We start from the raw sequence: 20,739 nt of genomic DNA, 5'->3' as shown, positions 1-20,739 counted from the left end.
AATGAAAAAAATACTTATTTTACTAGCAATAGTTGTAACGTTTGGATCTTGCGATGAAGGCTTTGAGGAGCTTAACGTAAATCCTACAAAACCAACACAGCTCGACCCTTCAACAAAGTTAACCTATATTCAGTTACATACTGGAGGCAGTAACTACGTTGCTTATTTATTTTGGAACGTTATTCATTTAATGCAGAATGTTCAGCACCTAAACAACACCTCTTATGTTTCATTTTTATATAAAGAAGGAAATACACATTGGCTTTTTGAAGAGCAATTTAAAACTACGGTTAAAAATATAGTTGATCTAGAGGCTCAATTAGAAGCAAGTACAAGCCCTACAGCAACCACCGATTTGGCCATAGCGAAAGTGCAACGGGTTCTTATATTTAGTAGAATTACCGATGCTTACGGAGATATCCCTTATAGCGAAGCTGGTAGAGGCTTTTTAGAAGGTATTCGTTTTCCAAAGTACGATAAGCAAAGCGATATCTATGCCGATATGTTGGCAACGCTAGAAAGTGCTGCCGCTACATTAAGCTCTGGAGGCGATAGCTCTTTTGGATCTGCCGACTTGTTATTTGCCGGCGATACTGCAAAATGGCGAAAATTTGCAAATTCACTCATGTTGCGTTTAGCTATGCGCATGGTAAACGTCGATGAAGCTGGAGCTCAAGCTTGGGCTACCACAGCCATTAACGGAGGTGTTATGACAAGCAATGATGATATTGCCTATACCCAATATGAAGACTCTGCTAATGATGGAGGTCCAAATGTTAACCCGCTTACAAAATGTTTTACGTCAAGAGGACCTACCCAAGTGAAAATCTCTAAGACCTTTATGGATTTTATGAAGGATAGAAACGATCCAAGAGTATCGGTATTATGCTCAACGGTTGATGGAAACACGGATTTTGCACTACAATTTGGTCAAGATATAAACGACCCAACTAGAGGCACAGCAAATTCGAAACCGAACATTAACATTTTTGGAGGCTCTGGAGTTATTGTTTATGATGCGCCTTTTTTCTTTCAAACTTATGCTGAAGTAGAATTTATGTTAGCTGAAGCAGCAGAACGTTGGGGATTAGCTGGAGGCGATGTTGAAGCGCATTACAACGCAGGTGTAACTGCCGCAATGAGTTATTTGTCTTTATATGGCAATGGTGTTAATATTACATCTACTCAAATTCACGATTATTTAGCAGCTAATCCATTTGTGCCTACGGATGCCTTAAAAATGATTAATGAGCAATATTGGGTAGCCACGTTTGGAAATGGCTTAGAAACCTTTTCAAATTGGAAAAGATCGGGGTATCCTGTTTTGGTTCCCGCAGATGTCGCAGACCTTGTTTCAGATGGCCAAATACCAAGAAGATTACCATATCCAGGTTCTGAAAAATTAAACAACCCAGAAAATGTTGCTGCCGCTATCGAGCAACAAGGTGGCGACTCCTTGTTAACCAGAATGTGGTGGGATGTAAATTAAATCAATAAAAAGAGATAGATTTAATATTTTGATGTGATTACAGTTTTAAGCCTCATTAATATAGTTAGTGTTTAGTTTTGAGTTAGTAATTGAGGTGAGGGAAATCAGTTTATTACTCTCACCTCTTTTTTTAATTGGTGTATTTAAGCTCAAAGAGTTTATTATGAAAAAAGTTAGAACAGGTCTTGATGTATTGATAAACAACGAAGGCTTGCAAAAAACTTTCAACGGGAATGTGGCATTGCTTTGCCATAACGCTTCTGTTGATGCTACCTGTGTGCACGCTGCATTTAGATTTAAAGAACTATTTGGGGCTAGGTTTGTAAAATTATTTGGACCACAGCATGGTTTTAATACCGATGCTCAAGATAATATGATTGAAACCGATCATTACATACATCCTTATTTCAATATACCTGTGTATTCGTTGTATTCTGAAACACTTATACCCACAGACGATATGCTAAAGGGTATCGATTATTTATTTGTTGATTTTCAAGATGTTGGGTGCCGCATGTACACATACATTTACACACTTACGCTTCTACTGGAAAAATGCAGTGATAAAGACATTCAAGTTGTTGTATTAGATCGCCCCAATCCAGTAAACGGAATAGACACGGAAGGCAATATTTTAGATTTAAAGTTCGAGTCTTTTATAGGAAGGCACCCTATACCTGTGCGCCACGGTATGACTATTGGCGAAGTGGCATTGATGCATCAAAAGTTTTGGACAAAAAAGAAAACCAACCTTAAAATAATAAAAATGCAATACTGGGAGCGTAATATGTATTTTGAAGATACTAAGCTGCCATGGTTGTTGCCTTCTCCTAATATCCCGAGAATTGAAACTACATTCACCTTTCCGTCAACCGTTTTGTTTGAAGGTACCAACTTAAGCGAGGGACGCGGTACCACCCAATCTTTGGAAATAATGGGGCATCCAAAAATCAATTCATTTTCATTTTATAGCAATCATTTATCAAACAGGGTAAAACAGTCTAAACTAAAAGGGGTTGAACTTCGGCCTATAACATTTACACCCACTTTTGATAAAAAAGCGAATGAAGTTTGTGGTGGTTTTCAGGTTCATGTTTTAGATAGAACAACTTTTAGGCCTTGGCGTGTTGGTCAATTTATAATACGCGAATTATACCATTATTTAGGCAATGATTTTGAATGGAAAAACCCGTCTTTTGAATATAACTACACGCAAATGCCCATAGATATTATTAACGGAACGGATAAATTACGGCATTGGGTAGAAAATAACGATTCTATGGATATGTTGGATGATTTTGAACATTTAAAAGATTACAGATTACAACTCAACGACATAAAAATTTATTAATAAAACAATATAAATGAACGCCACATTAATTCTAATAATTATTGCATCCTATTTTGGAGTGTTAATGTTAATATCGCATTTCGTTTCCAAAAAATCCAGTGACGAATCTTTTTATACGGGCGATAGGGAATCGCCGTGGCAGGTCGTTGCTTTTGGTATGATTGGTGCCGTATTATCGGGTGTTACATTCGTGTCAATTCCCGGTATGGTGGGCACCAATTACTTTTATTACTTACAGTTTGTTTTTGGTAACGTTGTGGGATATGTGTTTATAACCTACATCTTAATTCCTATTTATTACGATTTAAAATTGGTTTCAATATACACCTATTTAGAAACGCGATTCGGGATAAGAACCTATAAAACAGGCTCATTGTTTTTCTTGATATCACAATCTTTTGGAGCTGCTTTAAGATTGTTGCTTGCCGCAAAAATTTTACAATACGCGGTATTTGATGCCTTTAATATCCCATTTTATATAACCGTACTTTTAATACTGGTTTTAATATGGGTGTACACGCACAGATCGGGTATTAAAACCATTGTTTGGACAGATACGCTTCAAACATTTTTTTTGCTAATGGCAGCCATTGTAACTATTTATGTGACTAAAGATGCTTTAAACTTGAGTTTTTCAGAAACCATTTCAACAGTTACAAAACACGAGTATTTTAAGGTTTTCGATTGGGATTTCAATTCAGGAAACAACTTTTTTAAACAGTTTATTTCTGGGGTTTTAATTGCCATTGCCATGGTTGGTTTAGATCAAAATATGATGCAAAAAACATTAACCTGCAAAAACAAAAAAGAAGCCCAGCGTAACATTTTAACATTTAGTCTCATTTTAGCGGTTACCCAATTTTTGTTTTTGGGCTTGGGTGTGATGCTATATTTGTATGCTGAAAAGTTCGGTATTCAACTGGAAATTGAAAACGGAAAATTCATTAATACCGATGCTTTATTCCCGATGCTTTCTTTAAATCATTTTGGAATCATAGCCAGTATCAGTTTTATTTTAGGAATTACCGCAGCGTCATTTTCAAGTGCAGATTCTGCGTTAACCGCTTTAACAACATCGTTTACCCACGATTTTTTAGATATTCAGCATAAAAGTTCCAAACAAAAAAAGCAGCTTAAAAATAGAGTGCTATTCGGTTTTTCAGCAATAATTTTTACCATTATAATGCTGTTTTCAGAAAGTAAAGGCGATGTTATTTCAACCATTTTTAAGGTCGCCGGTTACACGTATGGGCCATTATTGGGGCTTTATATGTTCGGGATTTTCACCAAAATAAAAATTAAAGATGCTGCGGTGCCTTTTATATGCATTGTAATGCCGTTGATAACCTACTTTTTAAACGATGTCTTTATTCGCTGGTATAATTTTGATTTTGGATTTATGAACGTTTTTGTAAATGCACTATTAACCGTTGTAGGTTTAATGATTATGAAAAGGAAGTAGTGAAACTTAAAATAATCAATATGAAAAATAAGCTTACCACAGAACAGGCTTCCGGTTATAACGATCTGGAAAAAATGAGTACCGTTGATTTGCTCTCAAACATGAATAAAGAAGACAAAACAGTGGCTTATACAGTTGAAAAAGTGCTTCCTTCAATTGAGAAATTGGTAGAGGATATTTACAGTAAAATGAAGTCTGGCGGCAGATTATTTTATATAGGCGCGGGAACAAGTGGTCGATTGGGTGTTCTCGATGCCTCTGAATGTCCACCAACGTATGGCGTACCAGATAATTTGGTAATCGGACTTATTGCAGGAGGCGATATGGCACTTAGAAAAGCGGTGGAAAACGCCGAAGACGATACCGAAATGGCATGGAAAGATTTACAAGAATACAACATTACAAAAAACGATGTGCTTATAGGAATCGCCGCATCGGGCACAACGCCCTATGTTATTGGCGGGGTTACAGCAGCAAAAAAACATGGCATCATCACGGGCTGTATTACCTGCAATAAAAACTCTCCGCTGTCTTTAGAAGTAGATCATCCAATCGAATTGGTTGTTGGCCCCGAGTTTGTTACGGGAAGCACCAGAATGAAAGCGGGAACGGCACAAAAACTGGTTTTAAACATGATCTCGACAACGGTTATGATTAAACTGGGAAGGGTAAGAGGCAACAAAATGGTAAACATGCAACTGTCAAACAAAAAACTTGTTAAAAGAGGGGTTGACATGATTATGAACGAACTTAAAGTTGACGAAGAAAAAGCAAACCAGCTATTATCTAAACACCAAAGCATTAGGGAAGCCATTGACACATTTAATTTAAATAACAAAAATGAATAAGTTTCTAGTTATATCCGTAATTTCTGTTTTTGGTTTTATCTCGTGTAATTCCAATAAAAAACAACCTAATAGCAACCCAACAAGTATCGATTTGAGCACGCAATGGGTAGATAGCTTGTATAATAACATGTCTCTTAAGGAAAAAGTAGGGCAATTATTTATGGTCGCTGCCTATTCAAATCGAGATAGTATCCATACGGGTTTTATCAAAAATCTTATTCAGGATTACCATATTGGAGGTCTAATATTTTTTCAAGGAAACCCCGTAAATCAAGCAAACCAAACCAACAAGTACCAAGCCATCTCTAAAGTGCCTTTGTTTATAGGTGTCGATGGCGAATGGGGTTTAAACATGAGGCTGGATAGCACCTCAAAATACCCATATAACATGACGCTTGGAGCTATAAAACAAAATCATGTTATTGAGCGTATTGGAAAACAAATAGGAAAGGACTGTAAAAGGTTAGGGATTCACATAAACTTTGCTCCCGTAGTCGATATCAATACAAACCCAAAAAATCCTATAATTGGTGTCCGTTCTTTTGGAGAGGATAAAATCAACGTAACAAAAAAAGCCATTGCGTTTACCGAGGGTTTACAAAGCGAAGGCGTATTGGCATGTGCGAAACATTTTCCTGGGCATGGCGATACTGATACAGACTCGCACAAAACATTGCCTACCGTTTCCTTTACAAAAGAACGGATTGATTCGGTTGAACTTTACCCGTACAAGCAATTGTTCAACAAAGGCATTGCGGGCGTTATGGTTGCCCATTTAAATGTGCCTGGTTTAGAGCAAGAAAACGGATTGCCTTCTTCTCTGTCGCATCAAATAGTTACAAATGTTTTAAAAGAAAGATTAGCATTTAAAGGACTCATTTTTACAGATGCCTTAAATATGAAGGGAGCCGCAAATTATAAAGAACCGGGAGATATAGATTTAGCGGCGTTTAAAGCAGGTAACGATGTATTGCTTTTTACTGAAGATGCTCCCAAAGCCATTTCTAAAATTATGGAGGCATACAATACCAACGAAATAACCGAGGAGCGCTTATCCCATTCTGTAAAAAAGATTCTTACCGCTAAATTTAATGCAGACTTAAATCAATTTAAACCTATTGCGGTAAATAATCTTTTAAATGATTTGAATAAAGGAATCAATGATGCTTTGTATGAAGAGGCTATCAATAATGCGATTACGCTAATAAAAAATGACGATGCTGTTTTGCCATTACAAAAAAAATCAAATGAAAAAATAGCATTCTTAAAATTAGGAGATGGAGGAGACGAAACGTTTTTAAATGCCATAAAATTAAAAACCAATGTTACTGATGTTTCCAATTTATCACAAAAAAATCTATCAAACGAACTTAAAAAATACGACAAGATAATTGTTGGTTACCACCGTTTAAATAGTAGGATAACCAAAGCTATATCGAATAAAAATAGAATGTTAATTGAAAACCTGTCAAAAAACCATAAAGTAATTTTAACTGTATTTGCAAGCCAGTACAGTTTACAAAACCTGTCTCTTGAAAATGTTGAAGGTGTTATTGTTTCCTATGAAAATTCAGAATGGGCAAACAATATTTCTGCACAAATTATTTTTGGGGATACCGAAGCCAAAGGAGAATTACCAGCCTCAATATCAAAAACTTTTCCTACACATTATAGTATGTCAATGATACAAAACGATTAAACAAATTTTTGTTTAACTACAAACATATTAATAATCCTAAAACGTAGAAAAAATGAAAAAAAACTTACCACACAAATTATTATTTGTATTAATTTTTGCAATATTTCAAACGGTTTCAGCACAAGAGTTAATTACAAAAGGCGCGCACCAATTACAAAAAGAGGAATTTGGAAAAATAACCACAGATGTTAACAAATCTGATGCAAAAAATAAAACAGAGCCTATTATTGGTTTAAATCAATCAAAAGCAACCACCTTAAACAAAAAGGTATTTGGGTTTTTGCCTTATTGGGAACAGAGTGCTGGCGCGCACAGCAACATTCAATACGATTTATTAACCCATATTGCGTGTTTTGATTTTTTGGTGCAATTAGATGGGTCTATAAGCAAACCTGTTGGTTGGCCTTGGACTACCGAAATAAATGCTGCCCATGCGGCGGGCACCAAAGTAATTATGACCGTTGTTAACTTTGGTGGGGCAGACGGAGCTGATGCCGTTGCCTGGGAATTATTTACTAATACCGCTAAAAGAGATATTTTCTTTGCCAATGTTAAAAGTATAATTCAAACCTATAACTTAGATGGGGTTAATATAGATTTTGAAGGTATGACCTCAGCTCACAGAGGTGCAGAATTGAATACTTTTATGGCAGAATTAACGGCGTATATACATGCTGAATTACCGGGCAAAGAAGTGTCTTTTGATGGGCCTGCTGTAAATTGGGGAGGATGGATTATTGATGATTTGGTAAACAGTGTAGATTATTTGATTGTTATGGCATACGATTATACGGGATCTTTTAGCTCAAATTCCGGTCCGGTGGCACCATTAACACATCACACGTCTTGGAAACGCTTTGTTACAAGAACCATAGAAACGGGTACTTATGCGGTGCCAACCGCTAATAATCCAGAAAAGTTAATTTTGGCAGTGCCGTACTACGGCCAACATTGGAAAACGGCAACAAATGCTCCCGAGTCCACGGTAACCGACTATGTAGGTTCAACCAGATATAGAAATACTGTTACTGAGGCTGATAACTACGGTGGGTTTATTTGGAATTCGGATTTTCAATCGCCTTGGTACAGGTGGAACGACGGAACCGATTGGAATCAGGTTTGGGCAGATAATGAATTAAGCATTTCAAAAAAGTTCGATTTAGCTATTACTAATAATTTAGGAGGCGTAGGTATGTGGGCATTAAATTATGATGGCGGCCGACCAGAACTTTGGGATTTGATAAACACAAAATTTGGTGCAACAGCTTCATTAAGTGATGTTTATAGTGGGGAAATCAAAATTTATCCAAATCCAACCTCAGATTTTGTTCACATCTCAAATAATAAATCTATAATAGGTGTCAAAATGGAAATGTTTAGTATTTTAGGTGCATCTGTTTTAAAAGTATCCAAAGATTCTAAAACCATAAATATGAGTCATTTAGAAAACGGAATGTATTTTTTAAAGATTGAAGATGAAAACGGAAAGCAAGCAACTTTAAAAATTGTAAAATCAAATTAAAATTTAAGGCACACCTTAAAACCATAATTTAAAAACACACACATGTTATGAAATATATTGTATTACTCTTTTTAGCCTTAACAGCTTGTAATTCGACAACTAAAAAAAAGCAAGCTATAAATGACGCTGTCGTAAACCAACCCGTGGAAACTAAAGCAATTGTTACGGGAGCAAATCAAACCAGCAAATATTTGCATCTTTTACAAGGTAAAAACGTAGGCGTTGTGGCCAACCAAACCAGTGTTATTTTTAAGGACGAAAGCGGTGAGTCGCACACCCATATCGTCGATTCGCTTTTGGCGTTAAACGTAAATGTTACCAAGGTATTTGCACCAGAGCACGGTTTTAGAGGTGTTGCTGATGCTGGCGAATATATTGAGGATGGCGTAGATGAAAAAACGGGCTTACCTATTTTTTCACTTTATGGAAAAAACAGAAAACCACCTAAAGAATTTTTAGAAGGTATAGATGTTATGCTTTTTGATGTTCAGGATGTTGGGGTTCGGTTTTACACTTATATATCCACGCTTCATTACGTTATGGAAACTTCCGCAGAACTCAATATTCCGGTAATTGTGTTAGATCGTCCAAATCCTAACGGCCATTATATCGATGGGCCTATTTTAGAAGAAGACGTTACGAGTTTTGTGGGCATGCATCCCGTTCCCATTGTTTATGGGATGACCATTGGCGAGTACGGAAAGATGATAAATGGAGAAAAATGGTTGGATAACGAAATCCAATGCGACCTTACTGTCGTGCCATTACAACATTATACCCATGATTCGGAATATGATTTGCCCATAAAACCGTCGCCTAATCTGCCCAATGCGAAATCTATTAATTTATATCCGAGCGTGTGTTTTTTTGAAGGCACTACGGTGAGTTGCGGACGCGGAACCGAAATGCAATTCCAAATTTTCGGTGCACCTTTTTTACCTGAGGAGACATTTGATTTCAGTTTTACCCCTCAGCCAAATTTTGGGGCTAAAACACCCAAACACCAAGGAGAACTATGCTTCGGAAGGGATTTAAGAGATGTTGAACGACTGTCTGAGGTTAAACTCGATTGGTTAATTGAAGCTTATAAAGCCACAGCAGATAAAACCAAGTTTTTTAATAACTTCTTTCCTAAATTGGCAGGAACTCAAAAATTACGGGAACAAATAGAAAGTGGTCTTTCTGAAGAAGCGATTAAGGAAACATGGAAACCCGGATTGGAAGCATTTAGCAAAACCAGGGAAAAATACGTGTTGTATAAATAAAAGGATTGGATGAATATTGAAACCTCTACCGCAAAGGATTTTAATGCATTATCAACTATTTTGGAAGGCGAGTTGTTTACCGATGCACTCCACAAAACCATTTATGCCACCGATGCCTCTGTTTACAGAAAGTTGCCTTTAGGCGTTGCATATCCAAAAAGCAATCAGGATTTAAAAGCGCTGATTGAGTTTGCAGTAAATAATAAAATCACGCTTATTCCAAGGGCTGCAGGTACCTCGTTGGCGGGTCAATGTGTGGGCGATGGTTTGGTGGTAGACCTATCAAAACACTTCACTAAAATTGTAAGTTTTGATGAGCAAAATAAAACCATAACCGTACAGCCAGGAGTGATACGGGATGAGCTTAATAATTTCCTAAAACCCTACGGACTTTTTTTTGGCCCCAATACCTCCACAAGCAATCGGTGCATGATTGGCGGTATGGTAGGAAACAATTCTTCGGGGACAACCTCCATTAAATATGGCGTTACACGAGATAAAGTTCTGCGGTTAAAAACCATTTTAAGTGATGGTTCCGAGGTGGTTTTTGAGGATTTAAACACAGAAGAATTCCTTTTAAAAACGAAAGGGAAAAGTTTAGAGAGCAGCATTTATAAAACTTTACACCACGAGCTTTCCAATACCGATAACCAATTAGAGATAAAAAACGAATTTCCTAAGCCTTCCATCCATAGAAGAAATAATGGTTACGCCGTCGATGAGTTGTTAAAATCAAAAATATTTGGAGGCGATGAGTCTCAAATCAACCTGTCAAAATTAATGGCAGGTAGCGAGGGTACTTTGGCTTTTACGACGGAAATCACCTTAAAATTAGACGACGTGCCACCATCCAAAAACATAATGGTAGCAGCGCATTTTCATTCCATTGAAGCCAGTATGAAAGCCGTGGTAATTGCCATGAAGCACAATTTATACACCTGCGAATTAATGGATAAAACCATTTTGGATTGTACCAAGAATAATAGGGAACAAATCAAAAACAGGTTTTTCGTTGAAGATGATCCGAAAGCAATTCTTATGTTGGAAATCTGTACCGATAACGATGCGGATTCCAATGCCTTGGCAGATGCTTTAATTTCTGATTTGCAAAAAAATAAATTGGGCTATGCTTTTCCAAAATTAATAGGGAATCAAATAAATCAAGCTTTAGAACTTAGAAAAGCCGGATTGGGTTTGCTCGGAAATATTATAGGCGACAATAAAGCCGTTGCCTGTATTGAAGATACCGCAGTCGATTTAAAGGATTTGCCAAATTATATTGCTGAGTTTTCAAAAATGATGGAAGATTTCGGGCAAAATGCCGTGTACTATGCACATGCTGGTGCTGGTGAATTGCACTTAAGGCCCATTCTTAATTTGAAAAAACAACAAGATGTTGTGCTGTTCAGGGAAATAACGTCCAAAACCGCAGAATTGGTTAAAAAATATGGAGGCTCTTTTAGTGGCGAACATGGAGATGGCATTGTGCGAGCAGAGTTTATACCTAAAATGATAGGCGGAAAAAACTATGCCCTTTTAAAACGAATCAAACAAACCTTCGACCCCAATAATGTTTTCAACAAAGGAAAGATTATCGATGCCTTTTCAATGGACGAAAACCTGAGGTATGAGGTAGATCGGGTGGAGCCGGATATAAAAACCATTCAGGATTTTTCCGATAGTTTAGGCATTTTAAGAGCTGCCGAAAAATGTAATGGTTCTGGCGATTGCAGAAAGCTTCCTGATGCCGGTGGTACCATGTGCCCCAGTTACAGAGCAACAAAAAACGAAAAAGACACCACCCGAGCTAGGGCAAATGCATTACGGGAATTTTTAACGCATTCCGATAAAAAAAACAAATTCAATCACATAGAATTGTATGAGGTTTTCGATTTGTGTTTAAGCTGTAAAGCATGTGCCAGCGAGTGCCCCAGTAATGTAGATATAGCAACTTTAAAGGCAGAGTTTTTATATCAATATCACAAAGAAAACGGTCTGCCTTTAAGAAGTAAACTCTTTGGAAATAGCACGAACCTTAATAAGTTAGGCAGCATAACGCCACGGTTAACCAATTTTTTGTTGAATACCAAAATCACCAAAAACTTTTTGGGGATTGCATCACAACGAAGCATTCCAAAATTGGAAGCGATTACATTTTTCAATTGGTACAAAAAGAACAAAAAAAGGCTTGATACCGCGCCCTGCAAAAACGGTGAGGTTTATCTTTTTATAGATGAATTTGTGAATTATTACGATGTGCCCGTTGGTATTGACGCCATCGAACTTTTAACAACATTGGGTTACAAAGTAAATATCACTAATCATAAAGAAAGCGGTCGTGGTTTTATATCCAAAGGCATGTTGGGGAAAGCAAAAAAACTGGCCGATTTTAACGTTGGGTTTTTTAAGAATCGTATTTTTGAGGATGTTCCGTTAGTAGGTTTGGAACCTTCTGCAATTTTAACCTTTAGGGATGAATACGTAAGACTTGCAGACGATAAAGAAGCTGCAAAAAATATTGCCAAACACACCTTTACCGTTGAAGAGTTTATAACAGGTGAATTAAACGATGGACGAATAAATTCCAACCAGTTCACAGCAGAAAAAAAGGTGGTTAAAATTCATGGGCATTGCCATCAAAAAGCTTTAAGCAGTATGGAATCAGCCTTTAAAATGCTTAGCATTCCTAAAAACTATACCGTTACAATCATTAATTCGGGTTGCTGCGGAATGGCAGGTTCCTTTGGTTATGAAAAAGAACATTATGCATTAAGTATGCAGGTGGGCGAGGACACCCTGTTTCCAAAAATAAGAAACATGGGCGACCAAACGATTATTGTCGCTTCGGGTACGAGTTGCCGCCATCAAATTAAAGACGGCACAGATAAAAACGCTAAACATGCCATAAGTGTGTTAAGGGCAGCACTTTTGCAACAAAATTGAGTGTTCGCTTTTAAAAAGAAATAACTTTAATCATTTAAACCATAATATGGGTACAACTATAACATATGTTGAAACCAAAAGAACGCAATCTATTGATGTTTTTAGGGCAGTAACCATGTTCTTGATGATTTTTGTAAACGATATTCCGTCTTTAAAAGAAGTGCCAAATTGGTTAAAGCACACGGCGGCACAAGAAGATGGGATGGGGCTGTCGGATGTTGTATTTCCTTTGTTTTTATTTATTGTGGGCCTTTCAATTCCTCTGGCCATAAACACCAGAAGAAAAAAGGGATATAATGAGGTTTCCACAGCAATGCATATTGTTTCCAGGACCATTGCTTTATTGGTTATGGGCGTGTTAATGGTAAATATTGGTCGGATTAATCCCGATTTGATGCCTTTTGGAAAAAGTGTTTGGCAAATACTAATGACGGTGGGAATTATGCTAGTCTGGCTATATTACAAACCTATTGCGTACTTAACCAAAGCAGGGGTAATCGCGTTAAAATGTTTAGGCATAGGTGTTTTATTGTATTTGGTTTTTGTGTTTAAAGGCGGAACAGCCGATAATCCCATAGGGATAAAGCCTTATTGGTGGGGGATTTTAGGATTGATTGGTTGGGCATACCTTTTAAATGCATTCTTTTTTATGTTTTTGGGCTCTAAAATAAAATATATCATTTTAGGATGCTTGCTGTTGTTTTTGTTCAATATCCAAGAGTTTGGGTATTTCACAGACTTGCCATCTTTTAAAATTGTGGTTAGTGCTTCCAATCATTTATTGGTGATGCTAGGCGCGTTATGCACTGTTTTGCTGTTGCGTTATAAAGAGCAAAAAAATGAAAATAGATTTTTGTGGATTCTATTGGTTATTGGAGTAGTTCTTATTGCCTTTGGGTTTTTTATTAGACCATCATTTATAATTTCAAAAATAATGGCTACGCCTTCATGGACAATTATTTGTGGCGGCATAGCATTTCTGTTGTTCGGCTTATTTTATATTGTGGTAGATAAATGGGGACAATCAACATGGGCCAACATTATAAAACCGGCGGGAACCAGCACCCTTACTTGTTATTTATTGCCATTTTTAATATATCCATTATTGTCTTTATTGAATTTTAGATGGCCTGAATTTGTAACACATGGTTGGGCAGGTATTATAAAATCATTGCTTTTTGCCCTGGTTGTTATAATAATAACAGGAGGTTTAGAGAGAATAAAAATTAAACTGAAAGTGTAAATTTAATGCTTTATAAAAGTCGATTGATTTTAAGTTACATTCCGAAGGAATAAGGTCAATTTATAATTATTATTAATCGAGCATCGTGTTTAAAGATACAAATTGATATCCCTTAAGCTTTAATGTTTTAATGAGGTTTTCCAATTCCAAATAAAATTTATCCGTACGATCGGGGTGTGTACCAATGTGGCTTAAAAGTAAAAAACCGTGGAGTGATTCCTCAGATTCATAATCTAAAATAGACTTGTAAATAGTTTCGGTACTTTTATAGTTTTTGTCTTTGGGCGTAGTGTAATCGGCTTGCGAAAGCGTTCCTTTTGTAAAGTTAATAAGCGACAGGATGTTCTTCTTGGTCCACGAGGTAATGGTGCTATCGTTCCATTCGTAAGGTGGCAAATAGTAGTTGGCATCGGTTTTGTTTATGCCGAATTTTTTCATTTCAGCATAATTCAATTTTAAATCTTCGTTAAACTCGCTTTCGGTTACCAACAGTTTTTTGTCTGCTGTCCAATCATTATACAACAAATGTTTGTTGGAATGCGCTCCCAAATAATGGCCATCTTTTTTTAAATCTGAAATAAGTGCGTGAAATTCTTTATTTCGATAAAAATCACCTGTAAAAAAGAATGAAGCTTTAATGTTTTCCTGCTTCAAAACTTGTAAAATATGAGTGCCACCGTCGGCGTATTTGTGACCGGAAAACATCAAATGAATGTTCTTCTCTTTGAGGTTTCCCCGTACAATAGCACCCGTTAAATCTAATTCACGGTTTTCTTTTTTTACTTTTTTTTTACATCGGCTTCCAAAGAAGCTAAATAAAACACCAAACAAGCGGTACCGTCCATGGTGGGTTCGTTTGTAGAATAATCGCCAACATCGTCATGATAGACCACAAAATCCGATTGAAAATCGGCATAAGGGTCGGCGTTAAGTAGCTGTAACCCTTTAAGATTATTGTAAATAGACCCATAAACAGGACCATCGACCAATCCGCCATCGGTTTGGTAACCGTGTAAATGATTTAGTGAGGAATGCGGATAAATAGGGGAGTCGCCGTAACCTTCTGGCAGTCCAACTATCATGCTGGTTCCCCACGGGTTGCATCCAAACAGCCAATCCCTTAAGGCAGCTTCCATTTCCAAATAGGTGTCATCTCCTGTTAATTCTCTGTAAGCTTTGGCTTGAGTTAAAGTAGCTGTAACCAAATTATTGGAGCACCAAATAAATGGCACGCCGATAAGGAATGGATTGTCTTTACCACGTTGCGCAACAGCTTCTAAACCAAATTTATAATAGTCTGTTACGGTTTTTTTATCATCTGTATTAGCAATAAGAGCCAACTCGTTATGCCCCGCGTTGTAGAACGGATAATATTGATAGTGCTTTGCTGTGTCTTGTCCCATCCAAGGCGTTACTTTTTCAGAAGACGCATAATTTAAAGCTTCACTGTAATAGGTTTTGTCGTTTGTGAGTTTGTAAAGTGTGGCAGCGGCCAATTCCATGTCGTCGTACCAATTATCTTCCTCGTAAAAATACGGCGATGTGGCTGGAGCTGTTTGCATGGTACCTGGTTTCGTATTTCCAAAGGCATAAGCGTCTTTGGCTTTTTGGGTTAATTTTTCGGTATACTCAGGAAAAAAAGGCGCTAATACCTCTGCACCAATTCCAAAGGAAGACGCAAATTTCCCGGCAGTCGATGATACACCGGTTGTTCGGTTTTTATTTTTAAACAAGCCCTGAATTTCTCCACTAACAAAATAAACCGGTCTGCCTTTAAATTCTGGATGATAAACAACACTATCTTTGTTTGGTAATCTGTATCCGGCATGATCCCTGTCATCGGCAATTTGATTGTAAAATTCTGTTGACGACGGATTCATTTTAATAAGCCAATCCATGCCAAATTTAGCTTCGTCAATAACATCGGGAATACCATTGGAACCTTTCAATCCGTTTGCTTGGTGAGTATCTCCAAAAGCTTCTGGGTTTTCTCTGTAAGCGTATAATAATTGATAAATAGCATTGGCAGAAGTTGCGGTATATTGGAGATAATCCGTGGCATCATGCCAGCCACCAGCAACATCAATATAAGAGCCGTCTGGTTTTTCGGGGTGGTAAATAATAAAACCATCATCTACGTGACAAGAGTCTTTAAGGTACGGATTAAACCCACAACGTTGCTGTCTCATGTATTTTAAGAGAAAATCGGCAGTGCCATCATACACATTATCGTCAATTCTAAAAACAGGCGATTTGGTGTTTTTGGCCATGATGTAATAACTGCCAGCTTCGTTGAAATCTGAAAAATCCAAGCGGTAAGATGTTTTAAATGGTCCAAACCGACCTTTAGCTTCAACGCTGTTAAAAGACGCCACAATGGCATCGGTCTTTGAGTTGTGCAGGGTAAATTCCTTAACCGTTATATTATCTTTTGATCCGATAACAGCCACTTTAATGGTATTGGGTTGATATCCCATTTGGTTGATTCTAATCCAGGATTGATGTTCTTCTTTAGAACATCCCAAACTCAAAAAAGCTATAACAAAAAGAAGAGCTAAATGTCTCATAAAATGTAGTGTGTTTCGTAACAGTTGGTTAAAACTAATTAAATTTATACACTAATTAAAGGTTTTATGCTTTGTTTTTTGAAAGTGTGGCGCATCAATAAAAAGAATGTCGCTACTTAAGATGAAAATCGGGCCAAATGTAAAAAATGAAGCAGATTTAATTACATTTGTTTTTGTTAACACTAAATTTTTAAGTTGAATATATTTGAGATTATTGGTTGGTTTGGGGCCTTGTTATTTATTTTCGCTTATCTATTATTAAGTTTTAATAAGATTAAGGCAGACAAAACACCCTACCAATTAATGAATGTTCTAGGGGCGATATGCCTCATGATTAATTCGTACAAGATAGACGACGACCCTAATTTTATATTAAATTTTGTATGGATGTGTATTGGGGTAATTGCCATTATAAGTATTATCCGAGCTAAAAGTAAATAGTTTCTTTTAGGTGATTTCCACGGTCATGTCCATGTTTAAAATTTCGAAAGCCGCTTTTTTGTACTGCAGCAATTTTTCGTTGTAAACTTCTTCATCATCAAATAAGGATAGGTAATAATACACCCCTTCAACCATTATAAAAATAAGGTCTGACGTTTGTTTTGAATTTTCAATTTGTAAATGGCCATCTATTTTTGCCGCCTCTATAACTTCGGATAATAATTGCCTTAAATGATTGTGCAGTTCTTTAAATTCGGTTTTAATTCTTTGACTTCTAAAAATTAAGCTGAAACAACTGTAAAACACACCATCATCAAAAAGCGCATTCCACTCCCTGGAAAATAAGTTGTCCACTACTTTAATAAGTCGGTCTCTGCTATTTAGCTGTTCTTCTTCAGCAAGATAAATAAACCTGTAGCTTTCTAAAATAAAATTAATTAATCCAAAAATAAGCTCTTCTTTTGAAGTGAAATAGTGGATTATCAAACTAGGATTTACTCCCATTTCTTTTGCCACTTTGGCAATCGAGGCATTTTCTAAACCTTCTCTTTTGGCTACATTGTAAAACGCCGAAACAATCTCTTTTTGCCTGGTTTTCTTTAAGCTTTTTCTACCCATGCTACGAATATAAACATAATTTTTTTTTCAAAAAAAATAAATTGATTGAACGTTTATTTAATTTATTTTTTATATTAGCGAAACGTTTGTTGAGATTCTTTACGAAAAATGCAACAAACGTTGTTAATCATTACGAACTAAACAATTCAAATTATTATGAAACAAACTTTACTTAGTTTTTCCTTTCGGAAGAAAAAAAACCAAAAACTGCTATCGTTGCTGTTTTTTTTCGCTTTTACTATGATCTGTTGGGGGCAGGACATAGTTATTAATGGAAAAGTTACAGACTCGAATTCGAAGCAACCCATTCCAGGTGTAAATATTGTTGTTAAAGGAACAACAATTGGAGATGCAACCGATTTTGACGGAAACTTTTCGCGCACTGTTCCCTCTAAACAATCTGTTTTGGTTATTTCCTATATTGGGTTTATTACCCAGGAAATTACAGTTGGCGACACCAATTTTTTTACCATTGAGTTAATTGAGGATGCCGCTCAATTAGATGAGGTTGTAGTAACGGCCCTTGGTATTAAAAAAGAGACAAAATCATTGGGTTACGCTGTGCAGGAGGTAAAAGGCGAATCTATGGTAAAAGCGCGAGAGCCTAATGTAATTAACTCGTTAACAGGTAAGGTTGCTGGTTTAACCATTAGAAACAGTACCGATTTATTTGCCGACCCAAGCATTTCGTTAAGAGGTGGTACACCCTTAATTGTTATTGATGGAATTCCTAGTACCGACAACGATTATTGGAAATTAAATGCCGATGATATTGCCGAAATAAGTGTGCTAAAAGGTGCCACGGCATCTGCACTTTATGGATCGATTGGTAGAAGTGGCGCTTTAATGATTACCACAAAACGAGGAGAAAATGGCGTTACAAGAGTAGACTACAACACAAGTGCTATGTTTCAGCCTAGTTATATACGTATTCCAAACGTTCAAACAACCTATGGCAACGGTGATAACGGGTCGTATGCTTACGTAAATGGCGGCGGCGGCGGTACCGAAGGTGGTGGTTGGATTTGGGGTCCAAAATTAGATCAGTTAGATCCGTCAACCCCAAGTGGTTTTAACGAAGTTGTTCAGTATAACAGCCCTATCGACCCCAATACGGGTAACCGTATTCCAATACCATTCATTTCAAGAGGAAAGGACAATGTTAAAAATTTCTTCGATACCGGACTGATTTACACAAACAATATCTCTGTAAGTGGCGGAAACGATAAAGGTAACTTTAGGGTAACAACATCTCATATCTATCAAAAAGGGGTTGCGCCAAATACGGGACTTAACAATTCTTCATTTGGGGTTTCTGGTGGTTATAACCTTACGGAAAAACTAAAGGTTGATGCCTCATTAACGTATAATAAACAATACACTAAAAACTTCCCACAAACGGGATATGGTCCACACAACCAATTGTACAACTTGGTATTATGGACTGGCGTTGATGTAGATGTACGGGATTTAAGAGATTATTGGGCCGAAGGTCAAGAAGGCGTGCAACAAAAACACTTTAATACCTCTTGGTATAATAACCCCTATTTTATTGCCTACGAAGCCTTACAAGGTTACTATAAAGACAATACTTATGGGAACTTAAATATTAATTACGACCCAACTGAGGATTTTACAGTTAATTTTAGAACAGGATTCAACTCGTCTACAACCAATAGAGATTGGAAAGAACCGCAAAGTATTATAGGTTACGGTTCCTTATCTAAAGGTGACTATTTTTTAAATAGCTCGACCTCTTTTTCTTTAAACGCCGATCTTATCGCATCGTACACAAAAGAAATAAATGAAGACCTAAAATTAAATGCAAGTGTAGGTGCTTCAACGCGGTATTGGGATAATAGAAACCTATCCTTACGTACCGATGGTTTAACTATTCCCGATTATTACAATACAGCAAATTCAATAAACCCATTAAAGGGCTCAAATTGGTATGGTAAAGAGTTGGTGAATAGTATTTACACCACTTTGGATGTTGAGTTTTTACAAGCGTTTTACTTAGGTATTACCGGCAGACAAGATTGGGTATCCACCTTACCGGTAAAAAACAATAATTTCTTTTATCCATCGGTTTCTTTTTCTACCGTACTTTCAGATTTAGTTGATTTTGGAGACCCAATTTCATTTGTAAAACTTAGAGGTTCTTGGGCCAATGTGTCAGACGGTAGAACAGGGTCAACCTATTCACACTTAACGGCGTACAACAATGGGATAAGTTGGAACAACAACTCTTCATTAAACTACCCGAGCACCTTATTAAATGATAATATTAACCCTGAAACTTCTGATACTTATGAAGTAGGTTTGGATATCAGGTTTTTTAAGAGCAGATTAAAGCTTGATGCCACTTATTACAGCATCAAAGAAACCAATAACATTGTTACCGTGCCCATTTCAATAACCTCTGGATTTGGTTCTCGATTAATTAACGGAAACGAATACGCCAGAAAAGGTGTTGAATTTATAGTAGCGGGAACCCCGATAAAATCTGATGATTTTAGATGGGATATTGCCACCAACTGGAGTAGTAGCCACAGAACATTAGAAAGTGTTTACGATGGTTCCGATCGTATTGGAAACATAAAAGTTGGTTCTAGAACCGATCAAATATATTCTACACCGTACTTAAAAACACCGGGCGGACAGTTAATATACGGTTCCAATGGATTTCCGTTAAACGATACTTTTTCAAGAAGAAGAGGCTATTCGGATGCTAATTGGGTGTATGGTTTCCAAAACACTTTTACCTATAAATATTTTAGCTTAAATGTTGCTTTTGATGGCAGACTTGGAGGTATTATTTACTCTACAACAAATCAAAAAATGTGGTGGAGTGGCACGCACCCAGGAACCGTAAACGAGCACAGGGAAGCGGCCAACAATGGCGTAGATTCTTTTATTGGTCCAGGTGTTGTGGTTGTTGGCGGTGATGTGGAATACGATATTTTTGGAAACATAACCACTGATACACGTGTGTACGCACCAAACACGACCAAAATAAATTACATCTCTTGGAACAAAAACACGAGCAATGCCGTTTTTGATCATTATTACAGTCAATCGTTCTTAAAGTTAAGAGAGGTAATGCTTACTTATAACATTCCGGAAAAGTATACAAGTGCACTAAATATTGACAAAGCATCTATTTCATTTGTGGGAAGAAATTTGGCCTTATGGTCCGATTTACCAAATGTTGATCCAGATTCAGGTTTTGATAATCTTCAAACACCTTCAACAAGAAACATAGGATTTAACTTGAACGTGTCATTCTAA

Annotated in this window: 14 protein-coding genes; 11 read left to right on the top strand and 3 right to left on the bottom strand. The window is 36.9% G+C overall.

Annotated features, from left to right (window positions below):
* The first annotated feature begins 1 nt into the window (after position 1).
* The 9 genes from ACN5J7_RS06660 (at position 2) to ACN5J7_RS06620 (ending at position 13,822) form a co-directional block, all read left to right on the top strand.
* Positions 2-1,489, top strand: coding sequence for a SusD/RagB family nutrient-binding outer membrane lipoprotein (locus ACN5J7_RS06660; protein WP_418603297.1), 1,488 nt, complete (start codon positions 2-4; stop codon positions 1,487-1,489).
* 163 nt (positions 1,490-1,652) lie between these two features.
* A complete protein-coding gene (locus ACN5J7_RS06655; RefSeq protein ID WP_418603296.1) occupies positions 1,653-2,840 on the top strand; it encodes an exo-beta-N-acetylmuramidase NamZ domain-containing protein in 1,188 nt (395 codons plus the stop codon).
* Positions 2,841-2,853: 13 nt separating this feature from the next.
* Positions 2,854-4,302 (top strand): sodium:solute symporter, encoded by a 1,449-nt coding sequence (locus tag ACN5J7_RS06650; RefSeq protein WP_311940405.1) that lies wholly within the window; start codon positions 2,854-2,856, stop codon positions 4,300-4,302.
* 20 nt (positions 4,303-4,322) lie between these two features.
* Entirely contained in the window at positions 4,323-5,150 is an 828-nt protein-coding gene (murQ, locus tag ACN5J7_RS06645; protein ID WP_311940407.1) for an N-acetylmuramic acid 6-phosphate etherase, read from the top strand.
* Positions 5,143-6,849 carry a glycoside hydrolase family 3 protein gene (locus ACN5J7_RS06640; RefSeq protein WP_418603295.1) on the top strand — a complete coding sequence of 569 codons (1,707 nt, stop codon included), beginning with the start codon at positions 5,143-5,145 and terminating at the stop codon, positions 6,847-6,849. Before murQ ends, ACN5J7_RS06640 begins: the two co-directional genes overlap by 8 nt.
* 52 nt (positions 6,850-6,901) lie before the next feature.
* On the top strand, positions 6,902-8,371 hold the full coding sequence (locus ACN5J7_RS06635; protein WP_418603294.1) for a glycosyl hydrolase family 18 protein: 1,470 nt from the start codon (positions 6,902-6,904) through the stop codon (positions 8,369-8,371).
* A 47-nt stretch (positions 8,372-8,418) separates the two neighbouring features.
* Positions 8,419-9,636: a DUF1343 domain-containing protein gene (locus ACN5J7_RS06630; RefSeq protein ID WP_311940413.1), complete on the top strand. Its 1,218-nt coding sequence runs from the start codon at positions 8,419-8,421 to the stop codon at positions 9,634-9,636.
* Positions 9,637-9,645: 9 nt separating this feature from the next.
* On the top strand, positions 9,646-12,579 hold the full coding sequence (locus ACN5J7_RS06625) for an FAD-binding and (Fe-S)-binding domain-containing protein (RefSeq protein WP_418603293.1): 2,934 nt from the start codon (positions 9,646-9,648) through the stop codon (positions 12,577-12,579).
* A gap of 46 nt (positions 12,580-12,625) precedes the next feature.
* Entirely contained in the window at positions 12,626-13,822 is a 1,197-nt protein-coding gene (locus tag ACN5J7_RS06620; RefSeq protein WP_418603292.1) for a DUF5009 domain-containing protein, read from the top strand.
* A gap of 72 nt (positions 13,823-13,894) precedes the next feature.
* Here ACN5J7_RS06620 and ACN5J7_RS06615 read toward each other — a convergent pair whose 3' ends face one another.
* Both ACN5J7_RS06615 and ACN5J7_RS06610 read right to left on the bottom strand, forming a co-directional pair.
* Positions 13,895-14,653: a polysaccharide deacetylase family protein gene (locus tag ACN5J7_RS06615; protein WP_418603291.1), complete on the bottom strand. Its 759-nt coding sequence runs from the start codon at positions 14,651-14,653 to the stop codon at positions 13,895-13,897.
* A complete protein-coding gene (locus tag ACN5J7_RS06610) occupies positions 14,602-16,389 on the bottom strand; it encodes a glycoside hydrolase family 9 protein (RefSeq protein ID WP_418603290.1) in 1,788 nt (595 codons plus the stop codon). The genes ACN5J7_RS06615 and ACN5J7_RS06610 overlap by 52 nt, the downstream gene beginning before the upstream one ends.
* A gap of 195 nt (positions 16,390-16,584) precedes the next feature.
* Between ACN5J7_RS06610 and ACN5J7_RS06605 the strand changes: the two genes are divergently transcribed.
* A complete protein-coding gene (locus ACN5J7_RS06605; protein WP_418603289.1) occupies positions 16,585-16,830 on the top strand; it encodes a CBU_0592 family membrane protein in 246 nt (81 codons plus the stop codon).
* A 6-nt stretch (positions 16,831-16,836) separates the two neighbouring features.
* Here ACN5J7_RS06605 and ACN5J7_RS06600 read toward each other — a convergent pair whose 3' ends face one another.
* Positions 16,837-17,448 (bottom strand): TetR family transcriptional regulator, encoded by a 612-nt coding sequence (locus tag ACN5J7_RS06600; protein ID WP_311940421.1) that lies wholly within the window; start codon positions 17,446-17,448, stop codon positions 16,837-16,839.
* A gap of 156 nt (positions 17,449-17,604) precedes the next feature.
* On the opposite strand from ACN5J7_RS06600, the gene ACN5J7_RS06595 reads away from it, so the two are divergent.
* Positions 17,605-20,739: a SusC/RagA family TonB-linked outer membrane protein gene (locus ACN5J7_RS06595; RefSeq protein WP_418603288.1), complete on the top strand. Its 3,135-nt coding sequence runs from the start codon at positions 17,605-17,607 to the stop codon at positions 20,737-20,739.

The sequence above is a fragment of the Hwangdonia sp. genome (assembly GCF_048381975.1).
GTDB classification, from domain to species: Bacteria; Bacteroidota; Bacteroidia; order Flavobacteriales; family Flavobacteriaceae; genus Hwangdonia; species Hwangdonia seohaensis.
Note: the sequence above shows the minus strand (reverse complement) of the source record. Positions and strands in the feature narration are given on the sequence as shown.